The organism is Corallococcus sp. CA049B (assembly GCF_003611685.1).
In the GTDB taxonomy this organism is placed as follows: Bacteria; Myxococcota; Myxococcia; order Myxococcales; family Myxococcaceae; genus Corallococcus; species Corallococcus coralloides.
The window spans coordinates 1-15,196 of sequence record NZ_RAWC01000051.1; the positions used below are offsets into that span (position 1 = coordinate 1).

A 15,196-nucleotide genomic window follows, 5' to 3' on the forward strand; every position below is an offset into this window, starting at 1 on the left:
GGCTTGGGGTGGTGGGCGCAGGCGGCGAGCGACAGCGCGGCGGCCAGGACGAGCGACACGGTAGCGCGGGTCTTCATCACGGCGTCCCTCCGGCGGCGACGGCCTTGGGGGTGAGGGTGAGGACGGTGAGGTTCTTGTCCTCGAGGTACTTCCTCGCGAACAGGGTGAGCTGCTGGGGCGTTACGCTGCCCAGCTGTTTCAGGTAGCTGGCGAGCGCGTCGGGGCGGCCCATCACGCCCGCGTAGAGGGCCAGGTCGATGGCCACGTCGCGCGGCGTCTCCAGGTCCATCAGCAGGCCGTAGCGCAGGTGGTCCTGGATGGCCTTCAGGCGCACGGCGTCCACCGGGCCGCCGGACAGGGCCGTCACCTCGCGGCGCAGCACGGCGTCCACGTCGGCGCGGAACTTCTCGTCCTGCAAGGTGGCGTCGATGGGGAACAGGTACGGGTCGCGGTGCGGCGTGGTGTAGACGTTCAGCGACTCGACGTACTGCTTCTCCAGCACCAGCTCCTTGTACGCGGGGCTGGTGTCGCCCACGAGGTACTCGGCGAGGATGGTCTGGATGGCGGCGTCGGGCGTGTCCGCGCGCGCGGCGGGCGTGTGCCACGCGAGCACGTGGCGCGGCTGCGTGGGCTGCGGCCAGTCCACGTGGACGGTGCGCTGCTTCGTCTGCGGGGGCTCGGTGGGGATGCTGACGCTGGTGGGCTGGCGCTGCCATCCGCCGTAGGCCTTCGTCACCTGCGAGACGACCTGCGCGTCGTTGAAGTCACCGACGATGAAGAGGGTGGTGTTGGCGGGCGTGTACCAGCGCTCGAAGAACGAGCGGCTGTACGCGTACGCCTTGGGCATCGCCTGGATGTCTTCGTAGAAGCCCAGCGTGGTGTGCTGGTACGTGTGGCGGGTGAAGGCCGTCTTCGCCAGGGCCTCCTCCAGCTTGAGGTCCGGGCCCGCGGCGTTCTTGTGGTACTCGCCCAGGACGGCGAGCGCCTCCGTCTGGAAGGCCGGCTCGGAGTACTCCAGGTTCTGGAAGCGGTCGGCCTCCAGCGCGATGAGCTTCTCCAGGCCGGCGGTGGGGCCGTACACCTGGTACACGGTGATGTCGTCGGTGGTGAACGCGTTGTCGTCGAAGCCGAAGCCGCCGAGGATGCGCTCGCGCTGGCCCTCCGGGTTCGCCTTGGTCCCCTTGAACATCATGTGTTCGAAGAAGTGGGCGAAGCCGGTGCGGCCGGGCTCCACCTCGTTGCGTGAGCCCACGCGCACGGCGGTGACGTACGCGACGATGCCGGGCGAGTTGAACGGCACGCGCACCACGGTGAGCCCGTTGGGCAGGACCGTGGTGTTCAGCGTGTAGGGGAAGAAGCGGGTGGCGTCAGGAGGCTGCTGCGCGGACGCCGGGAGCACCGGCATCAGGAGCAGCAGCAGGAGGGGCAACAGGCGGCGCATGCGCGGACCCTTTCGGTGCTGGGAACGCGCGGGACGTTACGCCGGAGCCAGGCCTTGCGTGGGTGGCTTTCTGCCGGCGCCTGTCACCTGTGCGCCAGAGCCACGCCTCACAGGGTGATGACGATCTTCCCGAAGTGGCCGCCGGACTCCATGTACCGCAGCGCTTCGCGAGCCTGGGCGAAGGGGAAGACGCGGTCGATGACGGGCCGGGTCTTCTCCTGCGTCATGGCCTTGAGCATGTCCTCGAACATCTCTCGGCTGCCCACGTAGGTGCTGACGACGCGCAGGTGCCTGGCGCTGGTGGCGGTGGTGTCTGGCTTGCCGGGGGCGCCGGTGAGCAGGCCGATGAGCGCGATGTGGCCGCCCTCCGTGGTGGCCGTGATGGAGCGGGGCAGGGTGCCCGCGCCGCCGACCTCCAGCACATGGTCCACGCCCTGGTTGCCGGTGAGGGTGAGCACGGCCTCTTCCCAGTCCGGCGTCTGGCGGTAGTTGATGAGCCCCTGCGCGCCCAGCTGTTTCGCGCGCTGGAGCTTGTAATCCTGGCTGGAGGTGATGAGGACGCGGGCCCCGAGGAGGCGGGCGAACTGGAGGGCGAAGATGGACACGCCGCCGGTGCCCTGCGCGAGCACGGTCTGCCCGCGCTTGAGGCCGCCCTGGGGGACGAGCGCGTTCCAGGCGGTGACGGCGGCGCAGGGGAGGGTGGAGCCCTCCTCGTAGGAGAGCCAGTCCGGGAGGAGGACGAGCCCTTCGGCGTCCAGGCAGACGTATTCCGCGAGGACGCCAGGGACGCCGCCGCCGAGCGCGTGGGCGACCTTCTCCGGGGTGCGTTCGCCGTCGGTCCAGACCTGGAAGAAGGTGGGGGCGACGCGGTCGCCGGGTTTTACGCGGGTGACGCCGGAGCCCACGGCGACGACCTGGCCAGCGCCGTCGGAGCAGGGGATGAGGGGGAGCTTGAGGCCGGGGTAGGTGCCGCGGGCGATGATGAGGTCGCGGTAGTTGAGGGAGACCGCGTGGATGCGGACGAGCGCCTGGCCGGGGCCCGGTTGGGGCTGGGGCGTCTCCACGAGGGTCCAGCTGGAGGAGCCGGTGGGGGTGTGGAGCTCGTACGCCTGCATGAGGGGACTCCGGAAGGAAGGGGCTGCCTGGGGGGCAGGCAGGGGAGGAGATGTTGCAGGAGTGACCGCCGAGGCTTCAGGAGGATTGACGGGGGGCGTTCAGCGGTTAATGTAGGTCGAGTGCGGAGCTGATGGGGCCGCATGACGTACATCGAACCGGGGGCGACCTGGCTTCGACGGGGGCAATGACGTTCGAGACGCGTGCCGAGCTTGTTGGGTGCTCGTAAAACTTCCGACAACAACACAAAAGCCAACGACAACGTTGAGCTCGCGCTGGCTGCCTAACTAGCAGTCTCTAGTGCGCGGTCCCCCTGCTCTCGGTCCGTGGGGTAGGGATGGGCCGTCATAATGCGGACTGGTCGCCAAGGGTGCCTGGGCCCGAGGTGACGAGATCTTTCCAGGACCGGCATCAGGGATCCCGTCCGTGGGAGCCCGGGTGACGTAGCAAATCGCGGACTACGCACGTAGGGTCGAAGAGCCGACGGCTTTCGGACGAGGGTTCGATTCCCTCCGCCTCCACAGTGAAGCCTGGCAATCCAGTACGGGTTGCCAGGCTTTTTCTTTTGGAGGAGCCGAAGCGCGGAGGCCGCTTCGTGAAGCGGTGGGTGAGCGCCCGTCAGTCCAGGTTCTCCAGGGACAGCTCCACCTGCTCTCGGTAGAGCGGCACCCGTTCCACTGCGAGCAGGTCCTTTAGCAGTTTCCGTGCTCCAGCCTTGTCCCCCGCGCGCTCGAGGTCCCGTGCCCTCATCTCCGTGATGTTCAAGCGGATGGATCCGTCACGGATCCGCCCGCGCGCCTCGCGCAGCAGGGCGGTTGCCGTGCCCACTTCCTGGACGGCTACCTGCGCGTCGGACTCAAGAATGCCCACCTGCCGGGCCGTGCGCAGGAGGAGCTCGCGCACGTGCGGGGTCAGCACCAACGCTTCGCCCGCCTCCACGCGCGAGGCCAGCTCCCGCACAGGGTCCCAATCAATGTCCTCGGACATGCTCAGCGCCCGCCCTTCCGCTTCCGGCACTTGTCGCGAGGCCAGTCGCCCTGCTGCCCCTCGCAGTATCGGAAGCAGTCGTAGCAGGAGCCTGACCAGCGGTCCTCCTGACATTGCACATAGGTCTCCAGGCAGGCGCGCTTCCACTCTGGAAGGTCTCGGGAGAGCTCCTCCGCGGCCCGGGCGAACAGGAGGATGTCCTCGGCCTCCAACTCCGTCGCGCCGCAGCGCGCGGGGTTGCCCGGGTGCGTCTTCACACAACAACTGATGGTGGAGTCCTGGGGACCACATTGGGCCTGAGCCAGGTACACCGCGGTGGCGCTGGGCTCGGTGGCGCTCGCACGGGCATGGGCCCCGCCACTGCAGCCCATGCCCACCAGCGCGAGTGCCTCCACGAGCATGGCCACGAAGCGGGTGTTTCGATTGTGCATGCATTGCCGCTTAGGCTTGTTTTTGCTTGGGATTCAATCCCTACGGCTTCCGCCCTCGACGGCGCGCTCCGTCGATGCCGGTACACCCACGACTGCAGCGTGCTCAACTGCACGCCGACGCGAACGCCCGCTGCGTCTGCCCGCTCGCCACGATGGACTCCGCGACACGCGCCCTCTCCGGCTTCTCCACCTGCTTCGTCATGCCCGGAAGCGCCCGCCGCGCGCCGCTACCCCGGCAATCCCTCACGGCACGTCGTTGGCCGGACGGATACGGCGCTCGGCACGAGTCTTCTACCGCCCACCCGGCGATTTCCATGGCCCCGGAAGTGGCACTCGGCGCGGGTGGCTTCCAATCCGTTCCCGCCGAGCGTAACCGTCCGGCCAGTGACGTGCCGGAAGGCTTGATGTTGCCGCGCACGTATGCTGAGGGTTGCTTGAGCCGACTGGATGATGGACGCCGGAATCCCGAGTCAGTTCAAGGCCCTCCGGGCAGCCTTGATCCGCCTCGTGCTCCGGCTCAAGCTGCAACCGGCGATTCCCCAAGGGGAATCGCCTCTGGATGCGCCCATCACAGAGCCGGTCCGTGAAACGCCGTGGAACCATCAATATACGTGCGCGATAACACCAAGCCGATGACGTCAGTGCCGCCGCTGCCATTATTTCCGCCAGAGTGTGCAGGAACTACTCAATCCACCCGCTCCCGACATGATTGTCATCAATGGAGTTCGCCAGCGAGACTTGGTTCGAGTCGAAGCCACTGCCCGCGGACAGCGAGACGTCCACCCCCCAATGGCCAAAGCCGACGATGTCCGCAAGGCCGTCGCCGTTGACGTCCGACAGCGTGCGGGGGTGCTGCTCCACTCGCCAGGTCTGGTTGTAGCCGTAGTCCGCTAGCCAGAGCCGGGAATCGGTGAAGCCGGTCCCCGTGGACAGCGCCACCTCCACGCCCCAGTTGCTGAAGCCGACGACGTCTGCAAGGCCGTCGCCGTTGACATCCGCCAGCGTGCGGGGGTGCTGCTCCACTCGCCAGGTCTGGTTGTAGCCGAATTTCGCCAGCCAGAGCCGGGGAGCGGTGAAGCCGGTGCCCGTGGACAGCGCCACCTCCACGCCCCAATTGCTGAAGCCGACGACATCTGCACGGCCGTCGCCGTTGACGTCTGCCAGCGTGCGGGGGTGCTGCTCCACTCGCCAAGTCTGGTTGTAGCCAAATTTCGCCAGCCAGAGCCGGGAATCGGTGAAGCCGGTGCCCGTGGACAGCGCCACCTCCACGCCCCAGTTGCTGAAGCCGACGACGTCTGCAAGGCCATCGCCGTTGACATCTGCCAGCGTGCGGGGGTGCTGCTCCACTCGCCAAGTCTGGTTGTAGCCGAATTTCGCCAGCCAGAGCCGGGAAGCGGTGAAGCCGGTGCCCGTGGACAGCGCCACCTCCACGCCCCGATGGCTGAAGCCGACGATGTCCGCAAGGCCGTCACCGTTGACGTCTGCCAGCGTGCGGGGGTGCAGTTCCACTCGCCAGGTCTGGTTGTAGCCGAAGTTCGCCAGCCAGAGCTGGGAAGCGGTGAACCCGGTACCCGTGGACAGCGCCACCTCCGCGCCCCGATGGCTGAAGCCGACGATGTCCGCAAGGCCGTCGCCGTTGACGTCTGCCAGCGTGCGGGGGTGCTGCTCCACTCGCCAGGTTTGGCTGTAGCAAAAGTCCCGGCTCCACAATCTACGACCGTAGAGTTGGACGACGCCCTCGATATCGGTCGCACTCAGCTCACCGTTCCCGTTCCAGTCAGGGTTGCAGTAGTTCATCACCGATTGTAGGTCCCATGCACCAATCATCAGGTTGCCGTAGGAGCCCTGCGCAGGCTCGGTGCAGGTGGACGGTCGGTCTGGACGATTCTGCTCGTGCGCAAAACCTAGCGCATGGCCGAACTCATGTACCGCAATGGCCCGAATACAGAACTCCCGCTGGAACTGGCAGCTCGGGCTCCAGTTAGCGAAAGTGAAGTTGAGTTCCATGCCGTTGACGTAGCCATCCAGGCGGCGGCCTAGACCCTTCACGTGCGGACCGGTGTCTGCGATGCGGATACGGATGCCACGTGAGGTCGAGGTGCACGTGCTCCAGCCAGTGAAATTCACCCGTGAGACACTGCCCCACGTGCTGTTGGCAGCATTCTCTACCCAGCCCCGCTCCGTAACACTCGCGACCGTTGGATTTTCCCAGCAGACACTGATGACTGGAGAGTTCCAGATCGAAGTGGTGTCGGCGTAGAGTGCGCTCACATCTGAGGCAAACGATGTCTGATGCGCTGCTGAGGCTGAGAGCCGGTCGCCACCATCACACCCTGAAATGAGAAGGAGTCCTGACATCGCAAGGAAAGACAATGACATGAAATGAAAGGTTGTTCTCGGCATAAGTCTCTTTCCGTGTGGGGCAGGCCCATTCCACCCCAAGATAATCAAAATAGAAAGGCAACATCCCTCAAAAAATCACTCGCCCCATTATGAAAATGCGTATTCCGGTCATGGTGAGCACTCGTTCCGGCTCAAGCCGAGCAGCGATTCCGGCTGATGGCGAGCGGTCGGAGTGTCAGTGACGCTGGGTGGTTCATACCTTGGTCTGCTTCCGACCCTTCATCAAATTTGTCTCCACGTACCGGATGGACTCTCCGCCCAACTTGATGCGATGGGCGTTGTGGACGCGCCGGTCGAGGATGGCGTCGGCCAGCGTCGCGTCGCCAATGACGGCGTGCCAGTCCTTGGGCTCCAGTTGGGAGGTCACCACCGTCGAGGACTGGTGGTAGCGATCCTCCAAGACTTCGAGCAGTTCCTTGCGCTCAGCTGAGCCCAGCGGCTCCAGGCCGAAGTCGTCGAGGATGAGCACCTGGGCCTTGGCCAGCCGCTTGAGCGCATGCGGGTGCGTGCCGTCCGCGCGGGCCTGAGCCAGCTCGTCGAAGAGGCGTGAGGCGCGGCGGTACACGCCACTGAAGCCATCACGGCACGCCTTCTGTCCCAGCGCGCACGCCAGGAAGCTCTTGCCCTCGTCGCTGAAGGACCCGCACGATGGCTGGTCGCAGCTTCTCCGGGGTGGGATGTCCTTCGCTCATCCTCAGAGAAGGTAAAGTTTCGACGATCGCGTCAAACGAGCCCTGGGTTGGCCCCCACCAGATGGGCCCCTCCGGCTGCCCGTAGATAAGGTGGCTCGCCCCGAGACGAGGGTGTACCTGTCGCAGGTGTTCACCGCGCCCCGTCCTGGTTCGGAGCTGACCCAGACGTGATGAGCGTTGACAACAAGGCGGGCTACTCGGCCTTCGGCGTCTGATATGAGAATGGGTCGCTGGCCATCGTCTAGCATGTCCATCCACTGGAGCATTTAAATGCCTTCGAAGCACTTCCTGACTGCTTGCTCAGCTCTCGCGCTCCTGGTGGCGCTTCCCTCGACTCCGGCAATGGCTGATCCGGGGTATGGGGATTCCCCTGACTTGGCCTTGCGTAGCTGTCAGCACCTTTATGCCATGGGTGTCAGGCGCTCAGGCGTCTACTTTCTCAAGCCTGACGGCGCACAGGCCCTCACCACCTACTGCGACATGGAGACGCAAGGGGGAGGGTGGGCGATGGTCTACAACAGCGTGCTCGGCATCAACACGACCGACTTCTGGAACATCCCCTATGGGGACCGCCTGGGGCGCCGCGGTCGGCCCAGCTTGGATTCCAACTTCTACGAGGGCAGCCTCTATCTCTATCGCAGGACGGAATACGTGGATGCTGTCAAGTACATGGATGTTATCGAAGATCTTCGTGGAAAGACTGTTATCCTCTTCACGGCCCAGGTCGGAGGATTCGCAACCAGTACCATGAGGTTTCAGGGACCTCAGTTGCTCAGCGGCCAGCCGGAGATATACAGAGAGCAGTTTGCTACTGGCTGGGCAGCCCCTGATTATGATGGGGACACCCACTCAACCACGGAGTGCTCGAGTTACTTCGCAAACGTCACCCAGCACTATGGTGCCTGCTGGGTCTATAATCTCGGTGCCGATGCTGGTGACGGACCTGATGATGGCAGGGTTGGGCCCCACCTGAACTCGACTGTGGCGTCTGCACTGGGGCTCGCCACCGATGGCACGACGTACACGCGTGTCCGCCGCATCACGCGCTTCGTGAGGTGGTAGCGCAGGGGACGAAGCGCCCTCGTCGGATAGACGGGGTCGAGCGGCATGGGTTCGCCCATGCCGAGCGCAGGGCCGCCCTCTGCCGCACCTGCCTGGGCGAGGTATCGAGGGAGGCCGCCGCCCCCTGTGTCAGGGAAGTTGTCGCCTCGGGGTGCGCGCCGAGCTGACGATGCCCTCCGCGCGCCTCGCTCACTTGCTTGTCAAGGACCAGGGCCATGGATCGCATGAGGGTCGGCCAAGCGGATCGCTCAGCTCAGCCGTCCAGGTGCGGCGATTCGAGTTCGCAGCGCTGACGAGGTTGGGTCGGCCCAGCGGATCCGCTGCGGGCTACCGGGCTTAGGCGGCCGAGGGCTTGCGCCGCCGGGTGGGAGACGGATTGCGGAAGCTGTCGCCTTCGATGACGAGGAAGTGGGAGTGGTGGAGGAGCCGGTCCATGGCGGCGCTGGCCATCAGCAGGTCGCCAAAGAGGGGCGGCTACTCCTCGATGGAGCGGTTGGAGGTGATGACGGTGCTCTTGCGCTCGTAGCGCTTGCGGACGAATTCGTAGAGTGAGCGTGAGCGCCTGTCAGTCCAGGTCCTCCAACTCCAGCTCTGCCTGCTCACGGTAGAGAGGCACCATCTCCACGGCGAGCAGGTCCTCCAGCAGCTTCCGGGCCCCGGCTCTATCACCCGCCTTCGCAAGGTCTCCAGCCAGCATCCTCGTGCGCGCCAGACGCATCGAGCCCTCGCGGATCCGCGAGCGAGCCTCGCGCAGCAGCGCGGTCGCAGCAGCCACGTCCTGGACAGCGGCCTGTGCATTCGGCTCAGGAATGGCCACCTCGCGCGCAGTACGCAGCAGCAATTCGCGCACGTCTGGGGTGAGCGCGAGTGCTTCGCCGGCCTCGACGCGCGCGGCGAGCGCACGCACCTCGTCCCAGTTGATGTCCTGCCCCATGCCGCTACCGCCCCTTCCGCTGCCGGAAGCATCTGTCATGCGGCCATTCACCCTGCTGTCCTTCGCAAGAGCGGAAGCAGTCGTAGCAGGACCCTATCCAGTCCTGCTCCTGGCACTTCGCGTACTCGTTCATACAGTAGCGCTTCCACTCCGGCAGGTCCTCCCGGGCCAGCTCCTTGGCGACCCTGGCACCGAAGAGGATTTCCTCTGCCTCAAAGTCCGTGGCCCCGCAGCGCGCGGGGTTGCCCGGGTGCGTCTTCACACAGCAGCTCACCGTGGAGTCCTGGGGACCACATTGGGCCTGAGCCAGGTACACCGCGGTGGCGCTGGGCTCGGCGGCGCTCGCCCGGGCATGGGCACCGCCGCCGCAGCCCGCGCCCACCAGCGCGAGTGCCGCCACGAGCATGGCCACGAATCGGGTGTTCCGACTGTACATGTGTACCTGCCTGGGCTCGTTTTGCTGTGAGTTCAATCCCTCGCAAGAGGGAGCCGGGCCGCACATAGAGGCCGGCCCCGAGGCGCGATGCTCCTACGCGATGAGTACTGGCAGTTCGTCGCCCGGCTCAGGCAGCAGCTCCAGCACACCCCCTTGCTTCGGCGCGAAGCGGGGCGGCGGATATCCGAAAAAGAGGTGAGGGGGAAATACCGTCCCGCCCGTTGCTTCGAGCGGAAATGCAGAAACGCTTTCCGGAGCCCCACGCCCATCCTGGGCGCGGAGGACTCAGCCAACGGCATAAGGGGACACCACAATGAAGCGAGCGTCCATCGTTGTTGCGGCGGTGATGATGTCGGTCGGATTCGCCAGCACGGCCCTGGCGGCCCCCATCACCGTGAATGGCTACGTCTGCGCGGCGACGTACACCCGGCAACCCAACGTCACCTACGGCCAGGGCTACGTGGTCGTGCAGGTGAACACCGGGGCGAACTGCACGGGGAGCTTCGTCGGCAACTACTACTACCTGGGCTCGGGCGCCTCGGCCGGTGGCTACGAGTACAGCGAGGCCGAGCGCCTGGGCCTGTTCGAGCGCGCCACCCAGGCCGCCACCCAGGGCACGTCCGTCAGCCTGTATGTGGAAGGCGCGGGCATCGGCATCCTCAACACCACCTACCGCGGCAACTGACGGCGGACGGGCTCTCGCGCTCCAAACTCAATCCATGGCGTGGCCCCACCCACGGTGACCTGGATGCGCGCCTCCCTCACATGCTGGAAGGCGCGCATCAGGGACCCCGTCAATTCAGTACACCTCCACTGAGGCGTAGAGACTGGTGCCGTTCGTGTAGGCCACCATGGCGCCGCCGTTCGACGGGAGCGCCGCGACTGCTGGCGCGGCGCCTGGCCCCACTGTCCTGGCATCCGTGTTCAGAGTCGTGGCGGCCCCCACGACTTCCCAGTCGGGATGCGGCAGGGGCCTGGCTGTCTTGGCTGGCTGTGGCGGCTTGAGCTTCAACACCACGCGCTCTGGGCCTGCTTGAGGGAAAGATGAGGCAAGGCGCGTGCCTGGTGGGGAATGGCTCTTCGAAGAAGAGAAGACGCGGCCCACGTTTGTATCTGCCGTGCGCTGCTCGACTTCTTCTTCAGCCCGTTGTCTGGGGTTTCCGCCGTGGAGATCGCACCCATGTATTGCGGGAATCCGGCTCAATCGGGGGCCAAGCCGACCTGGACGGGCGACCCATGTCTTTCAAAACGTTTCACCTGCGGCCTGGAGCCCCACTTCTCTCGGTGCTGCTGACCCTCCTGATGCTCCCCGCGATGGCGGGAGAGTCCGTGGACTCTCAGACTGACCCGCGTGAGTGGGGTTCGCAGCCTCCCTATGCCCAGAAGGTGCTGTGCCTGGACCCCGTCGTCTACCTGCGGCTGAACGGCAACTTCCGGGACTCCGCTTCTCCAGGAGTTCATCCGGGTGTGGGCCATGGAGGCGTGGACTTTTCCAGGCCGGGTGGCGGCGCCCCCCTGGCGCGCAACCCCTCCAACAAGGCCGCCGTCTTCGATGGCGTGAACGACTACATCGTGGTGCCCAGCTTCGCGAGCCTGAACTTCACGGAGGAGGTGACGGTGATGGCCTGGGTGAAGTTCGACAGGCTGCCCTCCGAGGTCGGACACATCACCACCATCGTTTCGAAGTCAGGAGTCGCGAGGGATCTCGACCTCCAGGCGGAGCCGGACAACCGCTTCTATTTCTTCATTGGCCCTGGGGCGCCCATTCGGCTGATTTCGCAGACACAGATTCAGGTCAACCGCTGGTACTTCCTGGCGGCGACCTATCGGCGCGGAGACCGGATGGACCTCTATGTGGATGGAGTCCTGGAGAGCACGTTGATGGGACCCGAGGTGTCCCGCGAGGAGAACACGACCGCTCTCAGCATTGGCCAGAGCCTCGTGTGGCCAGGGCGATTCTTCCCGGGCCGAATCGATGAGGTCGCGGTGTTCGGGGACGCACTGGCTCCGGGGCAGATACGTCGCGTGTATGAGGCCTCCTTCCGCTCGTGCGGATTGGATGACTCCAGCACCCCGTGACACGTACGCCCACACCTCGCTCCTTCTTCAGGGCCTGGAGGAGCGGGGAGGGGACCTCAGTGGAGGCGCGCCGGCGTCTCTTCGCGCGCCGCCGGGGATGCGCGTGGCACGGCGGATGGGGCCTTGGGCGCGTGGGCCACGCCCTTTTCGCGGTAGCGCCGCACCAGCGTTTCCAGGTGCCCGCTGTCCAGAGATGTGTGGAGGGCCTGCGCGGCCTTTTGAAGCAGGGCCCGCTCGGGTTCGGTCACGGCGAGGTCCGCGGCGGCGAGCGTGTTCAAGGACTCCTGGAGGACTTCACGCGCGCTGGCCGGTGCCGAGCGCAGGCGTTGGAGCCACTTGGACTCATCGTCCACGAAGAGCACTCGCGTCTCCCGGCGCCGCGCCGGGGTGAGCCGCGAGAGCTCGTGGGTGAGCACGGCGGACTCCTCCTCGCGGAGGCGGCCGTCGGAGACGAAGAGGAACCAAGCGCTCTCCAGCAGCAGGCTCTCGTTGCGCGGCGCCACCTCGCGCAGGGCCGCGTCGGCGTCCTCCAGTGCGCGGCGCAGCCGCACGTAGCGCAGCATGGAGTCGCCCAGCCGCCGGGTGCGCCGCCAGTTGTCCACGGAGGACGTCACCACGTTCAGGAAGGGCACGATGTTGCGCGCCACGCTGTCGCCCAGAAGCTTCGCCCCCACGTCCTCGCCCAGGTCGGTCGCCTTCGCTTGCGCGAGGTGCTCCACGCGCTCCAGGCCGAGCGGGTCCTCTTCCTCGTCGTGCTCCCCGCCTCGGAGGAGGGCGTAGAGCCGCGAGAAATCCGCGGGGTCCTCCGGGTCGAAGCGGATGTGGAAGGCGCTGGCCAGGTCGCACGCCAGCCGCAGGTGGATGAGGGCCCGCACGATCATCTCCGCCGTGACGACAATCCCCGATGCGGGAAGGGCCACCATCAACCCGGCGACGCCCGCGTCCACCGAGGCCGCGGTGATGCCGGTGGTGACCGAGCCACTCCCCGCGCCGGTGAGGAAGGCCGCCTCGCAGGCCTGCCGGATGAGGGTTTCGGTGGTGTCAGCGCCCGTCCCCTTCGCCGCGGCGACCGCGTGCAGCCGGTGCGTGTCGTAGTGCCGCAGGTAGATGGACAGCAGCTGGGTGAACCAGCGCCCCGTGCGCAGGTCCCTGGGGGACAGCTCCTGCAGCAGCGCCCTCGTCAGCTGCCAGGAGCGCAGGAGGACCGCCGTGCCTTCCTCACGCTCCCCTGGGACGATTTCCAGTGTCTCCGTCATGGTTCCTCCTCGCGGACTCGCAGCCGCGGAGTGGGAGACCATGCATTCACGTGTGGCATGGCCTCGCGGAACGATGGACACGCGGAGCATGGGAAGGACAGCAGCCCTCTTGGGCGTAGCGGGCGGGAGCCGCGCGGGAGGTGAGGGACGCTGACGGGGAGCCCATGCGCCGCACGCCGGGCCGGCGCGGAAGCCATTCATCTCCAGCAGACACACGCCTGCTCAGCCCAGCCGCCTTCCCAGGCGGGAGGCGGCAGGGGCCTGGCTGCCGTGGCTGGCTGTGGCGGCTTGAGCTTCAACACCACGTGCTCTGGGGCGGCCCTCGCGCAGGGGCCAGGTGTGCACCCGCCTTGGGTAACCCCAGGTGCTCCAGAATCCCTCTCACCCCTCCTGCTCCCTTCCTCCTCCACCGTTGCGGCAAAGGCGAGGCTCTCCTCCTCCACGCCCGGCTCCGCCCCTGCTTGAGGGAGCCCCGGAAGGCGTGTCGCTGCTTCGTCCCATGAGGACGCAAGTGCGTCCCATGAAGACGCACCAGGATGTGTTGACGACGCGCCGCCATGGCGGTCCTCCTTATTTCCCGCCGTCACCCGGGAAAGGCAAGATGTTGTATAAGAAGGAGGACACGGGGGTCGGAACCAATGGTCAACATCCAGGAACTCCATGGGGCGAAGCTGAATGTCAACATGGCCGCGGGCATGAGGCGGATCCAAGAGCTTCTTCGGGACGAAGAGGAGGTCCAGAAGTATTTGAAGCGGCTCGAGGATGCGATTGCCCAGTGCCCAGGAGGCAAGGGTGGGAGGACCACACCGACCGCCAAGCTCAGTCTGGTGTTGGAGGACACCGAGAAGCGCTGGATGCGCTCCGGCGTCGATCGGCTCATCCCGAAAGAGGGGGTCGTGGAGGTCATCAACTTCCTGGTCGACCACCTGTGGCAACGCAGGGCCCTGAAGGACGTCGGTGCGGGGCCGCAGCACGGTGAACACAGCCATCGGATCCAGTGGTACATCATCTTTAACTACTTCCGCTCCAAGGGGGCGCCCATCAGCTCCATTCAGGATCTCTATGACACGATGGTGAGTCCCACGCACACCGCGACGAACATGGTCGGCATCCAGGTGTCGCTGTGGGACTCCGTGCTCGACGTGAGGTACTCCTGGTTGAATGGAATGCACGGCGGGAAGCCCGTGCCTGAGCTGAGCGAAATCTACGGAGACGTCAAGTACGCGTCGCCGGTCTTCCTGAACGAGGCGCTGACCCATCCGGATTCGAAACTGATTGAACTCTATCCGCGACTCAGCGCCGCATTGACTCATAGGCGTTTGAAGAGAACGCCGTCCACCTCGCCGAAGACCCGCGCTCTTCTCCAGCAATGCCTCGCGAAGGCGCAGCTGAACATCAACCCCGACACTGTCGCCCAGGCACTGCTCGAGGAGGTGATCACGGACGTTGTCAGCTCGCAGGGTGCTCACACCGATTTCTAGTTGTCCGTATCCGCCCTTCCCGGTGAGCACTGGGGTTGAGGCGCCCGGAGGCCCTCGCCCGCAGGGTCGCGCTGAAGAAGCGATGCCGCCGGCGTCCGCGCTCCCCGGAACGCCCGGTGCCCCGGCGGGCGGTGGGCTTGCACCGCCGCAAGCGTCGCCGCCGCGCTCGCGTGAAGCGGTGACACCCGCCACCCCCGAGTGCTCCGGCAATCTGCAGCTTCGGTTGCGCGTCGAAGGCGGTCGGCTGAGCATCGTCGACGTACGCCACCTGCCCGGGCAGCTGGTCCAACCCTGGGACGCCGGACCCGGCTACGCGTATGAGGTGACGGTCGGGGACAGGCGCGTATCGCTGGGCTCGCTCCCCGACCTGAGTGTGCGGCGGTCCTACCCCAGCCCGCACGGTCCGCCGGAGCAGCTGGTGCATCACGTGAGCCCCAATCCGCACCCGGAGTTCGCCGTGCGGCTCCGAAGTGATGAAGTCACAGGCGACGAACCGTCCTCGCTCGGGGTGGCGCTGTACGACGTGCCGGCCCACGCCGCGCGCGCCCAGCACCGCGCTCCTTCGGGACGCGGACCCCGCGGTCCGGCCGCTCGCGACCCTGGCTCGACCAGGTGCCGGCCCAGACCTGGCTGGAGCTCGAGCGCGCGCTGCGTCCGGGCTCCTGGCGTCACGTGTCCGACGCATGAGATGCCCGGGGCGGTGGCGCCGACCCTGCCCGAAGTCCCGGGCAGTGGCGCCATGCCACCATCCCGAGTGCCCCGCCAGCCCATGGTTCGTACGAGCGCCCGACGCACCTTCCGTTGCAACACAGGGGAGGTCCGCATGGCGAGGCAAGTGGTCACTCGGAAGGTCCGGCGGGGAGGGGGCACCCTGCCGCGCA

The 15,196-nt window shown here is 66.3% G+C and carries 14 protein-coding genes and 1 other RNA gene; 5 read left to right on the plus strand and 10 right to left on the minus strand.

Going from position 1 to position 15,196, the window contains the following annotated elements:
• Positions 1–76: 76 nt before the first annotated feature.
• Both D7W82_RS14230 and D7W82_RS14235 read right to left on the minus strand, forming a co-directional pair.
• Positions 77–1,441 (minus strand): pitrilysin family protein, encoded by a 1,365-nt coding sequence (locus D7W82_RS14230; protein WP_120618875.1) that lies wholly within the window; start codon positions 1,439–1,441, stop codon positions 77–79.
• Between the two features lie 107 nt (positions 1,442–1,548).
• Entirely contained in the window at positions 1,549–2,556 is a 1,008-nt protein-coding gene (locus D7W82_RS14235) for an NAD(P)-dependent alcohol dehydrogenase (RefSeq protein WP_120618876.1), read from the minus strand.
• Positions 2,557–2,714: 158 nt separating this feature from the next.
• On the opposite strand from D7W82_RS14235, the gene ssrA reads away from it, so the two are divergent.
• Positions 2,715–3,078, plus strand: a transfer-messenger RNA (tmRNA) gene (gene ssrA, locus D7W82_RS14240).
• Between the two features lie 94 nt (positions 3,079–3,172).
• Here ssrA and D7W82_RS14245 read toward each other — a convergent pair.
• The 4 genes from D7W82_RS14245 to D7W82_RS14260 all read right to left on the minus strand — a co-directional run bounded on the left by D7W82_RS14245 (position 3,173) and on the right by D7W82_RS14260 (position 7,054).
• Positions 3,173–3,541 (minus strand): DUSAM domain-containing protein, encoded by a 369-nt coding sequence (locus D7W82_RS14245; RefSeq protein WP_120618877.1) that lies wholly within the window; start codon positions 3,539–3,541, stop codon positions 3,173–3,175.
• Positions 3,542–3,543: 2 nt separating this feature from the next.
• Positions 3,544–3,972: a hypothetical protein gene (locus D7W82_RS14250; RefSeq protein WP_233587533.1), complete on the minus strand. Its 429-nt coding sequence runs from the start codon at positions 3,970–3,972 to the stop codon at positions 3,544–3,546.
• 681 nt (positions 3,973–4,653) lie between these two features.
• A complete protein-coding gene (locus D7W82_RS14255; RefSeq protein WP_233587534.1) occupies positions 4,654–5,979 on the minus strand; it encodes a M12 family metallopeptidase in 1,326 nt (441 codons plus the stop codon).
• 589 nt (positions 5,980–6,568) lie between these two features.
• Positions 6,569–7,054: an ATP-binding protein gene (locus D7W82_RS14260; RefSeq protein WP_370450997.1), complete on the minus strand. Its 486-nt coding sequence runs from the start codon at positions 7,052–7,054 to the stop codon at positions 6,569–6,571.
• Positions 7,055–7,337: 283 nt separating this feature from the next.
• On the opposite strand from D7W82_RS14260, the gene D7W82_RS14265 reads away from it, so the two are divergent.
• Positions 7,338–8,129: a fibrinogen-like YCDxxxxGGGW domain-containing protein gene (locus D7W82_RS14265; RefSeq protein ID WP_120618879.1), complete on the plus strand. Its 792-nt coding sequence runs from the start codon at positions 7,338–7,340 to the stop codon at positions 8,127–8,129.
• A gap of 336 nt (positions 8,130–8,465) precedes the next feature.
• On the opposite strand, the gene D7W82_RS42540 is transcribed toward D7W82_RS14265, so the two are convergent.
• The 3 genes from D7W82_RS42540 to D7W82_RS14275 all read right to left on the minus strand — a co-directional run bounded on the left by D7W82_RS42540 (position 8,466) and on the right by D7W82_RS14275 (position 9,499).
• On the minus strand, positions 8,466–8,564 hold the full coding sequence (locus tag D7W82_RS42540; protein ID WP_370450996.1) for a hypothetical protein: 99 nt from the start codon (positions 8,562–8,564) through the stop codon (positions 8,466–8,468).
• A gap of 130 nt (positions 8,565–8,694) precedes the next feature.
• Complete coding sequence (locus D7W82_RS14270; protein ID WP_120618880.1) at positions 8,695–9,063, minus strand: DUSAM domain-containing protein; 369 nt, start codon at positions 9,061–9,063, stop codon at positions 8,695–8,697.
• A gap of 4 nt (positions 9,064–9,067) precedes the next feature.
• Positions 9,068–9,499, minus strand: coding sequence for a hypothetical protein (locus D7W82_RS14275; protein ID WP_233587540.1), 432 nt, complete (start codon positions 9,497–9,499; stop codon positions 9,068–9,070).
• Positions 9,500–9,812: 313 nt separating this feature from the next.
• On the opposite strand from D7W82_RS14275, the gene D7W82_RS14280 reads away from it, so the two are divergent.
• A complete protein-coding gene (locus tag D7W82_RS14280) occupies positions 9,813–10,184 on the plus strand; it encodes a hypothetical protein (protein ID WP_120618881.1) in 372 nt (123 codons plus the stop codon).
• 644 nt (positions 10,185–10,828) lie between these two features.
• Complete coding sequence (locus D7W82_RS14290) at positions 10,829–11,578, plus strand: LamG domain-containing protein (protein WP_158617663.1); 750 nt, start codon at positions 10,829–10,831, stop codon at positions 11,576–11,578.
• Between the two features lie 56 nt (positions 11,579–11,634).
• On the opposite strand, the gene D7W82_RS14295 is transcribed toward D7W82_RS14290, so the two are convergent.
• Positions 11,635–12,834 carry a hypothetical protein gene (locus D7W82_RS14295; RefSeq protein ID WP_120618884.1) on the minus strand — a complete coding sequence of 400 codons (1,200 nt, stop codon included), beginning with the start codon at positions 12,832–12,834 and terminating at the stop codon, positions 11,635–11,637.
• A 638-nt stretch (positions 12,835–13,472) separates the two neighbouring features.
• Between D7W82_RS14295 and D7W82_RS14305 the strand changes: the two genes are divergently transcribed.
• Positions 13,473–14,315, plus strand: a complete 843-nt coding sequence (locus D7W82_RS14305; protein ID WP_120618886.1) for a LirA/MavJ family T4SS effector — start codon at positions 13,473–13,475, stop codon at positions 14,313–14,315.
• Positions 14,316–15,196: the final 881 nt, after the last annotated feature.

What these genes read in the sequence shown, in the direction of transcription:
- D7W82_RS14255 (WP_233587534.1), bottom strand. Translation starts at nt 5,979, where the DNA reads ATGGAACTCAACTTCACTTTCGCTAACTGGAGCCCGAGCTGCCAGTTC.
- D7W82_RS14270 (WP_120618880.1), bottom strand. Translation starts at nt 9,063, where the DNA reads ATGGGGCAGGACATCAACTGGGACGAGGTGCGTGCGCTCGCCGCGCGC.
- D7W82_RS14275 (WP_233587540.1), bottom strand. Translation starts at nt 9,499, where the DNA reads ATGTACAGTCGGAACACCCGATTCGTGGCCATGCTCGTGGCGGCACTC.
- D7W82_RS14245 (WP_120618877.1), bottom strand. Translation starts at nt 3,541, where the DNA reads ATGTCCGAGGACATTGATTGGGACCCTGTGCGGGAGCTGGCCTCGCGC.
- D7W82_RS14250 (WP_233587533.1), bottom strand. Translation starts at nt 3,972, where the DNA reads ATGCACAATCGAAACACCCGCTTCGTGGCCATGCTCGTGGAGGCACTC.
- D7W82_RS14230 (WP_120618875.1), bottom strand. Translation starts at nt 1,441, where the DNA reads ATGCGCCGCCTGTTGCCCCTCCTGCTGCTGCTCCTGATGCCGGTGCTC.
- D7W82_RS14295 (WP_120618884.1), bottom strand. Translation starts at nt 12,834, where the DNA reads ATGACGGAGACACTGGAAATCGTCCCAGGGGAGCGTGAGGAAGGCACG.
- D7W82_RS14305 (WP_120618886.1), top strand. Translation starts at nt 13,473, where the DNA reads ATGGTCAACATCCAGGAACTCCATGGGGCGAAGCTGAATGTCAACATG.
- D7W82_RS42540 (WP_370450996.1), bottom strand. Translation starts at nt 8,564, where the DNA reads ATGGACCGGCTCCTCCACCACTCCCACTTCCTCGTCATCGAAGGCGAC.
- D7W82_RS14265 (WP_120618879.1), top strand. Translation starts at nt 7,338, where the DNA reads ATGCCTTCGAAGCACTTCCTGACTGCTTGCTCAGCTCTCGCGCTCCTG.
- D7W82_RS14280 (WP_120618881.1), top strand. Translation starts at nt 9,813, where the DNA reads ATGAAGCGAGCGTCCATCGTTGTTGCGGCGGTGATGATGTCGGTCGGA.
- D7W82_RS14235 (WP_120618876.1), bottom strand. Translation starts at nt 2,556, where the DNA reads ATGCAGGCGTACGAGCTCCACACCCCCACCGGCTCCTCCAGCTGGACC.